The organism is Oceaniferula spumae, from assembly GCF_042849255.1.
GTDB lineage: Bacteria > Verrucomicrobiota > Verrucomicrobiia > Verrucomicrobiales > Akkermansiaceae > Oceaniferula > Oceaniferula spumae.
Genome location: NZ_AP026866.1, coordinates 4,138,954 through 4,153,643, shown reverse-complemented (window position 1 = coordinate 4,153,643; position 14,690 = coordinate 4,138,954). Strand labels below are relative to the sequence as shown.

Here is a 14,690-nt window from a genome sequence, read left to right as displayed (position 1 = left end):
TGCCAGTCAGCACACTCTCTATATAATCCCATATTCGCCTTTTATGACTACAATATCCTTGGTTTAGCTTCCAGACCAGTTACGGTAGGTGTCATGCCCAATCTCCCCAAGCGCCAGTCGCTGCCTAACCAAGCCGCCCAGGTCATTTTACAAATGATCGACGATGGCGAACTCGATGGCCAACTTCCGGGCGAACGGACACTCGCTAACAAGTTACAGATCGGTCGCGATACCTTGCGCTTGGCGTTGGACATTTTGGAAGCGCAAGGAGCCATCAGCCCTCGCCAGCATGGCAAGAGTCGTAATATCCTGTACGCAGGAAAAGCAGGAGCGAAAAAAAGCAAAACCAAACGCGTGGCGATCATTTCGCCCAAAAAGCTGCATGAGCTACCACCCTGGATGCTGATCGAGGTCGACACGCTACGCGAATTACTCAACCAGCGCGGGTTCCAACTTGAACTTCTAACACCCGGCATTTTCCATCTGAAAAACCCGGCTCGCCGGCTCGAAAAACTCGTCAGTGATTCCCACGTCAATGTGTGGATCCTCTATCAGTGCCCGGCACCGGTGCAGCAATGGTTTCAGAAAAACAAACTAGCCACCATCATCCGCGGCTATCCTCATCAGGGCGTGGAGCTCCCGTGCATCGATGAAGACTGGGAGGCCGCAGCGTATCACGCAGGCGTCGCTCTAGCCCGCAAAGGCCACCGCAACATCGGACTGCTCATGCCGGATACCAATCTCGCCGGCTTGATCACAACGGAGGCCGGACTGCGCCGCGCCATAGAAGTCTCCCCGACCAGCGGCACAGTTCACAAGATGGTGGACCAGGCAGAGCCCGGCAGCGCCTGCCGTGCATTGGAGAGAACGTTCCGGCTTCAGAATCCACCCACCGCCATCGTGGTCACCCGGTCCAGACACGTGCTCACTTTACTGACGTGGTTAGCTAGCCACAAGCTACGCGTCCCTCATGACCTTTCTTTGATCACGCTGTGTTACGAGGGCTGGTTCGAACACCTGATACCCACCATCACACATTATCATTCAGACCCGGCGTCGCTCGCTCGCACGGTGATGCGTAAAGCGGCCAGTATGATCGAGGGCGAACCAGTGGATGCCACCCGCAAACTCATCATCCCGGATTATCTTGAAGGTCAGAGCTTACGAGAAATCGCGGTCAAACCTTAAACTAACAGGTGTCTGGTGAAGCCAGCATCAACCAGTGTCTGCCACGCCTCCAGCACCTCATCCGGCACTTCTTGTTTGATCATGAACCCTAATTTGGGATACTTCATGATTCGTTGAAAATCCCCTACCATAATGTTGATGACATCGTCTCGGGGAATTTCGTCGTGACAGTAGTTTGGAAAATCCAACTGTGGTGAAGTCACTTGCACCTCGATCTCAGGCCACTGTTGACGGATTGTCGCATAGGTCCGGCGTTCCATGTAGGGTTTCTGCACAGCAATGACCTTATTGACGGAAACATCCTGTTCACCTAACAGCCTTCGAGTAAAACTGACATTCTCCCCGGTATTGGTGGATTGGTTTTCAATGAGAATCGCCTCTGCCGGCACCCCAAGATCGATCGCGCGCTCGGCAAACAATTCCGCTTCCGGCTTATCAAAAACACCGTCGGTGAAATTCCCCAAGCCCCCCGACATGACAATGCGTGGTGCCAAGCCTGCAGACCACAGTTCAGCCACCCGATCTGCGACCCGTAAGTCGTGGCTGCCAAGCGCCCAAATGAGATCGGCTTTTTCCAGAGCATGGTGCATCTGGTGATAGTGCCAGATCAGATCCACCGCAGTATCAACGCTCATCATTTTTTAGTTGTTAGCACCGTGGCCGTCACCTCGGCGATCTTTTTTGCACCTTCGGCATTCGGGTGAATGTGATCGGGGAACCAGTCGGAGTGACCGCTGAGAGGTTTTTCCATGTCAACGACTTCTACCTTTTCAAGCTCAGCCACTTTGCCGATGGCGTCGTTGATTTTGCTGACTCGGGGATCGCCGAAAAATGCTTGGCCACGGTACAGCGGCGCGAGGTTTTTCCAGATGATGATACGAGGTTTGCCAGGGAGTGACTGATAGGCATTGATGAGTTCTCGGTAGTCATTAATGAAGTCATCCTTGCCGAACTTCTCCCAGTCCATCAGGTCATTGATGCCAAGATTGCAGATGACGATTTGCGGTTGAAATTTCAAGGCTTCCTTGTGTTCCTTCATGAAAATAAAGGCGCGCTTTTGCCGGCCGCGCATGGACTTTTTGACAATGCCACGTCCGGAGTTACCGAAGTTTTTTACCACGTATTGTTTTCCTAGCAGATCTTGCAACTGCTTGGGATAGGTCAGGTCGCGGTTGCTGATGCCTGCGCCGTAGGTGATCGAATCGCCGATACAGGCGACTCGGATTTGATCCCCAGTCGGTCTCACTTTAACGTCTTTTTTTTTGCCTTTGTCGACATTGCCACTGGGGCTGACGTCCTTCCACCGGTCGGTTCTGAATGGACTGGCCGGCAGCCCCTCTGCATTGACCAGATTGCAATCTGGATCATTGGCCCAAGCGTAGCGAACGGCAGCCGGGGATCTTACGTGGTCACTTTGAACGACGAGGTATTCACCTGAAACGGTAGCTGTGCCGGGGTGAAATTTCTTGTCCGACCCAGCGACTTCGAACCCTCGGATCTCATCACCGTCAGAGGCTTTCAAGCCAGCTTTGTTTTTAAAATCGATAAAGACCTGGCCTTTCTTGACCACGTGCCGCTGAAAAATCGGGCCATTGGGCACTACTTTCTTTCCATAGGTTCCGGCCATGGCGAGACGGGCTAAACGATCCCCCACCGGTTGTTTTTTGTTAGGATGCACATTGGTTGGATGACCTACATCAATCGTCACCACCATACCGACATTATCGACCTCCTGGCTCAGCTCTAACTGCATTTCACGGAACACTGGCCACTTTCGGTTCAGGCCTGGAAGCTGGGCATAGTAAACAGGTAACATTTCATTTCCCCACGCATCGCGCCAGGCTGTGATCAGCGCCTTCATTTTCTTTTTATTCAGCGAACCATCGGTGATGGCCTCAGGTGAGCCGTCCCTTCCGGCGTTGGATTCTCCCTGATACCAGATCACGCCTTTGACCGGAAATGGAAGCAATGGATCGATCCCCGCCTGCCAAAGAAAACTTGGCGCGAACGGATGAGGTGGTTCCTGGCCCTTCGGTGGGTCCGCCAACCAATGGGTGAGGTTCAAGGCGGCGCGGTTACGGCACCAACGCGGGTAATCAGGGTTCTTCCACCACGTTTTCAACAGCGGCCGCAGGTCGGAATCGGACTCGAACGCCTTCTTTGGCATGTGAGCCTCGATGGGTGTGCCGCCCACCGCCAATTGGATTAGACCAATCGGAATCTCAAGTTCCTCGCGCAGTTTCTTACCAAAGAAATAAGCGACACCGGAAAAATTAGGCGAGCTCTTGGGTGATGATGCCTGCCAGCCATCAGACTTGTAATAATTCTGCGGCGTCATCTGGGTGAGAAATTCCATCGAGTATTTTTTACCACCCGGGTGAAGTGACCCCTCAAAGTTCAGTAATCTCAAGCCATCGTCAGCAGAGGCAGCAATCGCGTCCTTGCCGTTGTCACACTGCTTCAGCATCCAGCGCATGTTAGACTGACCGGTTGCTATCCAGACATCGCCAAAGAGAAGATCATCACGGGTGATTTTTTGATCTCCTGAAACTACCTCCATTTGCACACCTTTGAACGGTTTGGCCGATGGCTTTTCAGCTGGAAATTCGACTTTCCAAGCTCCTTTGGAGTTGGCCCTAGTCGACGCACTATGGTCGCCCAGCTTGACCTTCACATCCGCACCGGCATCGGCAATGCCCCAAACGGGCAATGGCTGTCCATGCTGGAGCACGGCGTGGTCAGTGAACGGCAGCGCCAGTTCGAGGGCAACCGCCTGAGAGATCAGTAAACACCCAATAGTGGCCAAGTAATACACCATTCTAACGTTGCGCATTTTTCCATCCCTTTCCTTGGTCGAGATCTTTCGAGAGTTTTTTAACCACCTCCTTTTGCTTAGGGTCATCGGCAATGTTTTTGGTTTCGTGCGGGTCATTTTGATGGTCATAGAGTTCTCGAGCGACCACGGTATTTTCATTTTTCTTATCCAGCCATTCGACATACCTATAGCGATCCGTCCGCATAGCATAACCCATACGAGTGCCTCTGGAAAACTGGGAAAATGCCGCGTGTTTCCAATCCTTGTCAGGCGCATTCAACAGCGGGGCGATGCTGCTGCCCTCACAATGTTTGGGAACCGGTAAGCCAGTCAGACTAGCGAGTGACGGGTAAACGTCCACCAGCTCCACCAGCGCTTGGCTATTTTTACCTGCCGCCTTCATTCCCGGAGTCCTGCAGATCATGGCAACACGGGTATCGAGTTCGTAGTTGGTGGTCTTTCCCCACATTCCTTTTTCACCGAGATGATAACCGTGATCACTCCATAGGATGACCACGGTGTTTTCGGCCAGACCGTTTTTCTCCAGTGAATCTAACACCCGTCCAATTTGCGCATCAATGTAGCTGATGCACGCGTAGTATGCCTGTTTGGTTCTTTGCTGATTCTCGGTGCTGAAGGGTCCTCTGTTAGGCTGGTCAGTGTAACGGCGTTTTTCATGCGATCCCTGACCGGCAAAGCGCGGCGCGTTCTCCGGCCGCTCTTGATTTTCCGCCAAAGCAATTTTTTCCGGTTCGTAGAGATCGAAATATTTCTTGGGAGCAATGTATGGTGAATGGGGTTTGATAAATCCGACGGCTAGGAAAAACGGCTTATCCTTGGTTTTGCCAAAGTCATTCAGATATTTCTCGGCTCGTTTCGCTACTTGGCCATCGTAAAGCACATCGTCATCCACCTCAGGAGATTCGGTCAGCAGACCAAACACGAGGTATTTCCCCCAGTCCGAGATGGGACGTTTCGGGAACATTTTTTTGAAGGTTCCCTGTGCTGATTTGATCCCCTCTTCGGTGTAATAATACCGCGGTCCGGGACGAAAGGCAGGAACACTCCAGCTCTGGGGATCGCCCATCACATCCCACTTCGGTGCACTGCCTTTCGGAAACACACCGTGGTTAATCTTTCCACAGGCAGCTGTGAAGTAGCCGTTGTTCTTAAAATACTGCGGCAGTGTGACAATGTCAGGGTGCTTGTCTCGGTAGTGGGTGTGATTACCGTGCACGCCGGATGAGTCGGGTCGTAGTCCGGTCAGCAAACTGGCACGGGTAGGTCCGCAGATCGCCTGCTGGCAGTAGGCACGTTCGAAGACGACTCCGCTATTAGCCAGTCGGTCAATGTTCGGGCTTTTCACATGGGACGCTCCGTAACACCCCAACTCCGGACGCATGTCATCGACTGCGATCATCAAGACATTCAAGGGCTTGGCCTCGACCGCTCCGAGCATCCCTAAACACGCGGAGATCATGACTGTTGCTGTTTGATTCATAGCCAGATCATTCTAGCACATGGCAACCACGACAACGACTCGATACTGGTTGAGAAATCGAACCAGATGATCACATTTGCCGATGTTATGAAACAATTGGCATAATGATCCTATATTGAAGGAAGAATTATCCAGCACAGTTTTCACTGTTAGCCTTCAAGCATGGAAACACACCACTAACACATATTATGAAAATCAAAACCACTCTAGCCGTCATTGCGGCCACGACCATGGCTTCCCAAGCCGTCACTATATTTTCCGATGACTTCGAAAGCTACCCAACAGGCGATCCAGCGGATTTCTCAGGCACTGGAAACTGGACTCACAATGGCGCCGGGGCTCCCGCCAACCAAAGCAGGATATTCTTCTCAGCACCAAACTTCGGAGGAACAACTCTCTGGATTTCCAGCGAAGCTAACGCCCTGGCCGGATCCGGTCTCGATAGTCGTGCCATCACCCAAGGAGGCGATGGCCTTCTTGCCAATACGGACTATATTTTCAGTGGCGCAATCGTACTTGAAACATTCAGCGGTTTAAGAACCCACGACTTCACCGTCGACATACTCTCTGGATCAACCCTCGGAAGCGCTACATCACTGATCGGAGGCCCGCAGACATTCACAGCCCGTGGCGACCATGACGCTGGCATCACAGGTAGCATCGATGATTCTTACGATGATCAACGCACCACGGTTGCTTTCAACAGTGGCTCACTTGGTGCTGGGGACGCGGTATTCATGCAGATCGCATTTACTAATGTCAACAATGACGGAGGATTCGTCGGAATTGATGAAATCACCATCGACAGCGTGCCAGAGCCATCCTCCGCAGCCTTGCTTGGCCTTGGAGGACTTGCTCTAATTCTACGCCGCAGGAAATAGGCGAAGCTTGATAGATTATTAAACTAGAAGAGGCGGGCAGCAATTTCCGCCTCTTCTCCTTTCTGCATAAGCATTTTCTCTAACAATGAATCATATTTACATGAAATCGTGACCTCGACCATTACATGATCTTCACAGACTGCGCGATCCAGATGGAAACGAAGTAAATCTCTGTCACAGCTGAATCTCAATGAAGTATGACTTACCGTCCTACTGGACTGACTTATAAACCAGAAGCCTCTTATTGTGATAGCCCACAACACCACGTCATATTGGAATCACAAACGATACCCAACAAGATGATCAATATGATGAATTTAAAAATCACAATGGCCGCGCTTACTGCCACAACACATAGCCAAATACCACTTATGAAATTAAAATACACGATCGCCGCGCTGGGCGTGACAACCATGGTCGCGAATGCTGCCGTCGTTACAACTCAAGCAGACGTTTCCACATTTTCACATCAATTCACCGGATCTGAAATCTATGACGGCAGCTCTTATCAAAACGGATGGACCGGCGGAGCTGATACAGCTAACTACAACCTAACAACAACTGGATCCATTCTGCGCATTCAAACCGTAGGCTCCCAACAAGGTAGCACGCTGAATGGCACAAATTCCACCAACGGCACAACCATATGGAATGACATCAACTCAGGAGAGTTTTCCTTGGAAATGAATGTCAAGGTCAACGCCACAAACGCGGAAGGCTTTCGCCTGATGTGGGCAGGCAATGATACTGAACGTTACTTTGTAGATATCACTACGACAGGTGTTTCATATAACCTCAATGGAGGCGGCGTGGCGACTTTCGCATTGGACACAACAGACGGTTTCCACACTTATCGACTGGTTGGCGACAACGAAGCCGCGGCCTCAACCCGCTTCCACCTTTATGTTGATAACGTAGAGGTAACAGACCCGAATGGCGGTGTTTTTAGCTCAGGAACGAATGACTCTCGTTTGTTATCTGGAGATACTACTTCTGGCACATTTGGCGATAGCTATGATATCGAATATGCTTCCATTGCCTACGACACCGCTGCCTTCGCACCAGTCCCCGAGCCCTCCTCCGCCGCCCTACTTGGGCTCGGTGGTATTGCACTTATTCTTCGCCGTAAAAGGTAGTCTCCAAGGCGTTCCACGACAGACTAGAGAACACGCGTTGGGTTACGGGAGTAGTTGCGTTTGCAACATCTCAGCTGATTATTTTTAAAGTGCCAAATAATCGAACACACCTAACAAGTAACAAATGAACCGTCACAGTAACTGGTCACCAAAAAATACCACCTCTATCAAATCGATCAATAAGCTCCGCCGGTCCATGTTTGCACCGACACTGAATGATTTACGCACCACAACACATAGCCAAATACCACTTATGAAATTGAAATATACCCTCGCAGCATTGGCGGCAACAAGCGTAGCAGCCAATGCGACAGTCATTGCTAATTATAATGCTGACGCTGGAAACCCGGCTAATGCTGGAGAGGTTCTAAATCCTCTTGCAGCTGCTAGCAACGGCAACACCCAATGGCTGACAACCGATCCAACACTCAGTGTAAACGATATTCAAACAGGCACCTATGAAGGGGGTCAAGGAGGATGGCAAAACCTCGATTCTGCCGACAATAACAACCCTGGATACAGAACCATACTCGGCAATACGCAGTTTCAAGATATGTTTGACAATGGTTGGACGATGACCATCAGGCTCAGCATGCAGGAAGGTGGACAATTTGTTGCCGTAGGTGGTGATGATACTAACACTGGTGGAAACTTTGCTTTTCCAGGTGACCGCCGCGTGGGTGCTTCCTTCAATACTATTGGAGACGACTTCACGGTCACTGCTGTCGGAACGGGAGGCTCTGCTGTAACTGTCACAGATGGCATTCTCAATAACACGTATATTCGTGTTGTTATTACAGGTGAAGCTGGAACTGACAATTCTACTTGGCAATTGTTTAACGACGATACCGATGCTTTACTTTCAACTCAATCACTCACAGGATGGGCTACTGGCAACAACTCTACTGATGACAACGTCACTTGGGCGTCTGGTTCTTCCAGCGGAGACAACCGTACGGCTCTCTACAGAGAGGTGTCACTCGTGACAGTCCCAGAACCCTCCTCCGCAGCCCTTCTCGGACTCGGCGGACTTGCACTCATTCTACGCCGTAGGAAGTAAAGCTATCACTTTAATCATTCTCCAAGAGGTCGGCATTAACGCCGGCCTCTTTTTTGTCCTCGCAACATCAACCGCAAAGCTACTGGTCTAATCATAATACCTGACCACCTACGATAGACTCAGCTATTCTCACGGGTAAGATTGAAACATGAAACTTCTTCTCCCAATCCTTACCATCGGCATTCTCATTGCGGCTCCAACAGTCTCGGCTGAAACCCCTACCGTTGCCGGCACTGACGGCTCGGTGGTTTTTCAAGTCCGCGACATTCCAGAAGGCGTGCCAAAAGAAGGGCATGGAAAAAGCGCCAAGAAATACGGTTACCGTATCCCCTCCTTGCTCACTACCTCCAAGGGCACGGTCATCACTTTTACAGAACGCCGACTCGGCCTGCACGATCACGCGCAGAATGACATCGTGCTCAAGCGCTCTACCGATGGAGGTAAAACCTGGGGCAAGGAAATCGTCGCCTTTGAGGACGGCATGAACTCGATCAATGATCCTCTAACGGTTCAACTGGCAGACGGCCGCATCATGATGATGTTTGCCCGCTTCCCCTACGGTCGCCACGCCCGTGCATCCGGCTGGATCAAGATGGCTGAGTTTGGTTACGACAACCTGGAAACCAATGTCCTTACCTACATCACCACTAGTGACGATGATGGAAAAACCTGGAACAAGCCACGCAACATCACCCGCTCCGTCAAACCCACACACTGGGTTAATGCCAACACGCCGGGGGCCATGATTCAACTCACAAGTGGCAAACACAAAGGGCGCATCATCACTCCGCTTTGGGGCACCATTCCTGTCGATGGCAAAAGAACTTGGGAAATCCTAGTCGCCTATAGCGATGACAATGGAAAAACCTGGCAACGCACCAATCCTCTCAACGATCCTGAAAAAGGGTTCCCTAACGAATGCCAAATCGCCGAAGCCTCCAACGGTGACCTCATCATCATCTCTCGCAATCAGAGTGGAGAAAAACTCCGTAAGAAATCCATTTCCAAAGACGGCGGCATCACATGGTCAGATATTAAAACCGATCCCACACTCCCCTCCGTCGCCTGTATGGGATCGATCATCAAAGGCCCAGTTAAAAAAGACGGCAGCTGGGATCTCTACGCCTCATTCCCCTCAAGTGCAGGAAGAAAAAATGGCCAGATCGCCATCTCCACCGATCACGGTAAAACGTTCCAAATCAAAAAAATCATCACCGGCCCCTTCGCCTACTCAGCCACGCAAATCTCCCCGGACGGAAAAAGCCTGCTCTGCATCTATGAAGCCAATGGTTATAAAACCGAACGCATTCTTTCCATTCCTCTCAGTGAATTAAAATGAGCCCCCAATTCTGATGCTCGTAAAAACCATCAAATTCCTCGCATTGGGCACTCTCGTTTTCGGATCTCCTCTTTGTCAAGCAGCCGGGAAACCAAACATTCTCTTCATCGTGGCGGATGACCTTGGCTTCTCAGACTTGCACTGTTATGGAGGAGAAATAGAAACGCCTAACTTAGATGCATTGGCCCAAAACGGTGTCAAGTTTTCTCAGTTCTACAACGGCACCCGCTGCTGCCCTAGTCGCGCATCTTTCCTAACAGGACTCTACGCGCATCAAGCCGGCATCGGTCACATGACTGAAGACCGAAAGCTGCCCGCCTATCGAGGCAATCTTTCCAAGAACGCAGTCACGATGGCCGAAGTTCTGCGTACCGCCGGATATCGTACGGGCATGGTAGGAAAATGGCACCTTACTCCGTTTGTAAAACCCGGACAACCGGACGGCAACTGGCCAAACAATCGCGGCTTCGATTTTTTCTACGGAACGCTCCCAGGCCACGGATCACTATGGGACCCAAAGGGTCTCTACGAAAACAATACACCGATCAGCGCAGGCAAAAATTATTTCTACACCGATGCCATCGCGGAGAAATCCATCCAGTTCATTAAGACCCGTCAGGACAAGCCGTTCTTTCTCTACGTGCCCTTCACCGCCCCGCACTACCCGCTGCACGCACGTGAGAAGACCATCCAGAAATACCGCAAAACCTATCAGGTAGGATGGGATAAAATTCGCCAGCAGCGCCATGCCAGACTTATCGCCCAGGGCCTGATTCCAAAAAGCACCAAGCTCGCCCCACGCGATCCAGCCAGTATCCCATGGGAAGATGAAAAAAATCAACGCTGGCAAGCACACCGCATGCAAGTATTCGCCGCGATGGTGGACGAAATGGACCAAGCCATCGGCAAAATAATTGCGACGCTCAAGCAAACAGGGCAATTCGAAAATACATTGATCGTTTTCATATCAGACAACGGCGGCTCAAACGAAGGCCACCTCAATAATACCATCGAACGCCTACACAAACCTTGGACATCTGGCATGATTCCCAAAAAGTCTCCCGCTGGAAAACCCGTCGTCCCAGGCGACATCCCCAACCTCGATCTCGGCCCCGCCACCACTTACGGCAGCTACGGCCCCCGCTGGGCCAGTGTTTCTAACAGCCCCTTCCGCCGCCACAAGAGCTGGGTTCACGAAGGGGGCATCGCAACCCCTTGCATCATGCACTGGCCGGAAAAACTCACTTCCTATGGAACCGTGGCTAATGACCTCACACACATCACAGACCTGATGCCTACCTTTGTAGCCGCCGCCAATGCGAGCTACCCCACGAAGTTCAATGGTCACCTCATCCCCCCGATGGAGGGTCAAAGTTTGCTTCCCACCCTAACAGGCAACAAAGTCGAAGTACGTGAAGTTGCATGGGAGCACGAAGGTAACCGCGCCTACCGGATCGGTTCATGGAAAATCGTCTCCGAATTCCCCGGCTCATGGTCATCGATGTATCCCTACAAAAACAAAGGGCAATGGGAACTCTACAACCTCGCCACCGATCGATCAGAGATCAACAACCTCGCCAAAACGCACCCCAAAAAACTCCAACAAATGATCATAAAATACAACGCCTGGGCCAAGCGCGTGAAAGTTGTCGAGTGGAGTCAGTTAGAAAAAAATCACCCCGTGGAATCAACTCAATAACATGAGAATATTTATTCAAGCTGCTATCACTCTTGTACTGTCACAGCCGGTGACAGCAGCGGAGCAGCCTAACATTATTGTCATCGTAGCGGACGATATGGGATACGGTGACCTCGGGTTCACTGGTCACCCGAAAATCAAGACACCCCATCTTGATGCGCTGGCCAAGGGAGGGGCCACGTTTAACCACTTCTACTCCCCTGCGCAGGTATGCTCACCTACTCGATCTGCCATGCTCACTGGTAGGATGCCACACCGCCATGGCATCTACAGCTTCATCGGAGGAAGCTCGGGGAATCTCACTCATCTTCCCAAGAGCGAGGTGACCATCACTCAGACACTTCGCAAAGCCGGATATCAAACAGCGATTATTGGTAAATGGCATTGCTCACTGAATCAGATACAGCAGAAGAATGCCAAAATCCCGTCGATGGATCACTACGGTTTCGACTACTGGTTTTGCTCGGATGATAACGCAAAAATTATCAACAAGCCTCACTGGATCCGTAACGGTGAGGATGAAGGAACCAAACACGGCTTAGCAGCCAATATCGTAGGTTACGAAGCGGTTCACTGGCTCAAGCATGTCAGAATAAACGACAAACCCTTCATTCAGTTCGTTCATTTTTATGAACCCCACTGGTATGTGGTCGGCCCCGGTGATCTAGTTTCCAACTATCTGGAAACGGCCACCAAAAACGAGCACGAAGCGCATTACTTCGCTGCAATCACAAATGTAGACAGGGAGATTGGCAACATCACAAAAGCTCTGGAAGTGCTGGGTTTGAAAGAAAACACGGTGATTCTTTTCTCCTCGGACCACGGCCCGGCCAAGCTGGGTGAAGGTAAAACCAACCGTAATTACGGCACCGCCCACCCCTATCGCGGCCATAAATACGGGCTCTGGGATGGATCGATCCATGTCCCAGGCATCGTCCACTGGCCAGCCACTGTCAAACCGGGCATGGTGATCGATACACCTGCAGGGTCCATCGATTGGTTTCCCACCATCTGCGACATCACCCGGGCGGCACGACCAGCCGGGCGCGAACTCGATGGACAGAGTCTCTATCCGCTGCTGCAAGGAAAAGCGATGACTCGCAAGACCCCCCTGCAATGGCATCACTACAATACCAACGTGAAAAATTCGCCTAACCCCAACGCCGTGATGCGGGTCGGGAACTATGTTATCTGCGGATTCTACACTCCAGAATCCCAACCCCAAAGAGCCAGCTGGAAAGAAGCTCATATCACGAACATCAAGCAGGGTAAGATCGTCCGCTACGCGCTTTACGACATCATCAAAGACCCACAACAGAAGAACGACGTTTCTCAGAAAAACCTCAAGGTTTTCAACCAACTCAAAGCACAGCTTCATGACGCCCACGAAGTCTATAAAAGAGAATCCGTCGGCTGGAAGGGCGCCACACCTCTCTACCCATAGCCACACCGAGGCCTAACAGAGTTCACAAAGCCTGTTGCATTCCTAAGTCATGAAAAACCTACTCTTCATAATAACGATCTCCGCAATGGGGTTGATCGAGGTTCAATCTGAAGAAATACCTCAAAAACCTAACATCCTCTTCATCGCAGTCGATGACTGGAACGATTGGGTCGGCTGTCTTGGCCATAAACAGGCAAAGACACCAAACGTCGACCGCCTCGCCGCACGAGGTATGCTCTTCACCAACGCCTCATGTGCAGCCCCGGTCTGTAACCCCTCACGCGCCGCCGTCATGAGCGGCCTCCGCCCCTTTACCACCGGCGTATATGAGAACGCCACCCCTTTGCAAATCCAGCTTCCCAAGGACCACCTGACTTTGCCCAAATACTTCCGCAAACACGGCTACATCGCCCACGGTTCAGGGAAAATCTATCACGATCAAATTGGCGGTCAGCCGCATGATGACTTCGATCACTACCACTTCTGGAACGAGCACTATCGTAAGTGGGGATGGGAGCTGGGATACTCACGTTTTCCAGATCCCGAACCTAACAAGCTACCGTTCGCTAAAATCACATCGAAGACCAAACGCAACTTCGATTTCGGCCCCATCGCTGGCAAGGAAACCGACATGCCCGATTTCAAATCCACTTCCTACGGCATCGAGTTCCTCCAGCAGAAGCACGACAAACCCTTCTTCCTCGCCATCGGTCAGTTCAGACCACACCTGCCATGGTTTGTTCCTCAGAAGTACTTCGACATGCATCCACTGGATAACATCCAACTCCCCCCGACCAATGCCGGAGACCTCGACGATCTTCCTAAAATCGCACTCAAGCGAACCAATGACCGTGCCTCTAAACATCACCTCGTCAAAGAACTCAACGAATGGAAAAAAGCCATCCAAGGCTATCTGGCTTGTATCTCTTTCTCTGATCACCAGATCGGACGATTGCTCGATGCTCTCGACGCCTCCCCCTACAAAGACAACACCATCATCGTGCTCTGGTCAGACCATGGCTACCACCTCGGCGAGAAAGACCATTGGCACAAACGCACACTCTGGGAACGATCTGTGCACGTCCCCTACATCATCGTCGCACCGGGCATCACCACGCCTAACAGAAAGACATCGGCCCCGGTCGATCTGATGTCCATCTACCCGACTCTGATAGAACTTGCAGGACTCCCCAGCTATGCACGCATTCAAGGCCAAGGCACATCCGTCTTCTCCCTGCTGAAGAACCCGGATGCCCAGTGGCCACACTACGCGCTTTGCACACATACCCGAGGCAACCACAGCGTGCGCTCACGCCATTACCGTTACATTCGTTACCAAGACGGCAGCGAGGAACTCTACGATCACCGAAGCGACCCCAACGAGTGGCACAACATCGCCCAGCTCACCGCGAAAGAAAAAGCAATCTGCGCCGACCACGCCAAACACTTGCCCAAAACCGAAGCGCCAACCGGTCCCAGCTACTACGCTGGCTCGGTCCTCATGAAACTCACCGGTGACACTTATCAGTGGAAACTTAAAAAAGAAATCCAAGGTGACAAGAATTACCTAAATGCAGGAAAAATCAAATCTCAGGCCTGGAAAGCCGCTAAATCAAAATAAACTATC

Annotated in this window: 11 protein-coding genes; 8 read left to right on the top strand and 3 right to left on the bottom strand. The window is 51.4% G+C overall.

What is annotated here, in order from left to right:
- Window positions 1-93 precede the first annotated feature (93 nt).
- On the top strand, window positions 94-1,188 hold the full coding sequence (locus tag ACSPJT_RS17700) for a substrate-binding domain-containing protein (protein WP_435893891.1): 1,095 nt from the start codon (window positions 94-96) through the stop codon (window positions 1,186-1,188).
- Here ACSPJT_RS17700 and ACSPJT_RS17695 read toward each other — a convergent pair.
- Genes ACSPJT_RS17695 through ACSPJT_RS17685 form a run of 3 tightly spaced genes read right to left on the bottom strand, consistent with a single transcriptional unit; the run spans window position 1,185 to window position 5,504 of the window.
- Window positions 1,185-1,826, bottom strand: coding sequence for a YdcF family protein (locus ACSPJT_RS17695; protein ID WP_435893890.1), 642 nt, complete (start codon window positions 1,824-1,826; stop codon window positions 1,185-1,187). The genes ACSPJT_RS17700 and ACSPJT_RS17695 overlap by 4 nt on opposite strands.
- Window positions 1,823-4,021 carry a GDSL-type esterase/lipase family protein gene (locus ACSPJT_RS17690; protein ID WP_435893889.1) on the bottom strand — a complete coding sequence of 733 codons (2,199 nt, stop codon included), beginning with the start codon at window positions 4,019-4,021 and terminating at the stop codon, window positions 1,823-1,825. Before ACSPJT_RS17690 ends, ACSPJT_RS17695 begins: the two co-directional genes overlap by 4 nt.
- Window positions 4,008-5,504, bottom strand: coding sequence for a sulfatase (locus ACSPJT_RS17685; RefSeq protein ID WP_435893888.1), 1,497 nt, complete (start codon window positions 5,502-5,504; stop codon window positions 4,008-4,010). Before ACSPJT_RS17685 ends, ACSPJT_RS17690 begins: the two co-directional genes overlap by 14 nt.
- 188 nt (window positions 5,505-5,692) lie before the next feature.
- Here ACSPJT_RS17685 and ACSPJT_RS17680 point away from each other — a divergent pair, with 188 nt between their 5' ends.
- The 7 genes from ACSPJT_RS17680 to ACSPJT_RS17650 all read left to right on the top strand — a co-directional run bounded on the left by ACSPJT_RS17680 (window position 5,693) and on the right by ACSPJT_RS17650 (window position 14,684).
- On the top strand, window positions 5,693-6,385 hold the full coding sequence (locus tag ACSPJT_RS17680; protein ID WP_435893887.1) for a PEP-CTERM sorting domain-containing protein: 693 nt from the start codon (window positions 5,693-5,695) through the stop codon (window positions 6,383-6,385).
- 371 nt (window positions 6,386-6,756) lie between these two features.
- A complete protein-coding gene (locus tag ACSPJT_RS17675; RefSeq protein WP_435893886.1) occupies window positions 6,757-7,521 on the top strand; it encodes a PEP-CTERM sorting domain-containing protein in 765 nt (254 codons plus the stop codon).
- A 253-nt stretch (window positions 7,522-7,774) separates the two neighbouring features.
- Complete coding sequence (locus tag ACSPJT_RS17670) at window positions 7,775-8,581, top strand: PEP-CTERM sorting domain-containing protein (protein ID WP_435893885.1); 807 nt, start codon at window positions 7,775-7,777, stop codon at window positions 8,579-8,581.
- Window positions 8,582-8,729: 148 nt separating this feature from the next.
- Complete coding sequence (locus tag ACSPJT_RS17665; RefSeq protein ID WP_435893884.1) at window positions 8,730-9,920, top strand: sialidase family protein; 1,191 nt, start codon at window positions 8,730-8,732, stop codon at window positions 9,918-9,920.
- A gap of 13 nt (window positions 9,921-9,933) precedes the next feature.
- Window positions 9,934-11,619: an arylsulfatase gene (locus tag ACSPJT_RS17660; protein WP_435893883.1), complete on the top strand. Its 1,686-nt coding sequence runs from the start codon at window positions 9,934-9,936 to the stop codon at window positions 11,617-11,619.
- 1 nt (window position 11,620) lies between these two features.
- Complete coding sequence (locus ACSPJT_RS17655; RefSeq protein ID WP_435893882.1) at window positions 11,621-13,063, top strand: sulfatase family protein; 1,443 nt, start codon at window positions 11,621-11,623, stop codon at window positions 13,061-13,063.
- A gap of 49 nt (window positions 13,064-13,112) precedes the next feature.
- Window positions 13,113-14,684 carry a sulfatase gene (locus tag ACSPJT_RS17650; protein ID WP_435893881.1) on the top strand — a complete coding sequence of 524 codons (1,572 nt, stop codon included), beginning with the start codon at window positions 13,113-13,115 and terminating at the stop codon, window positions 14,682-14,684.
- The last annotated feature ends 6 nt before the right edge of the window (window positions 14,685-14,690 follow it).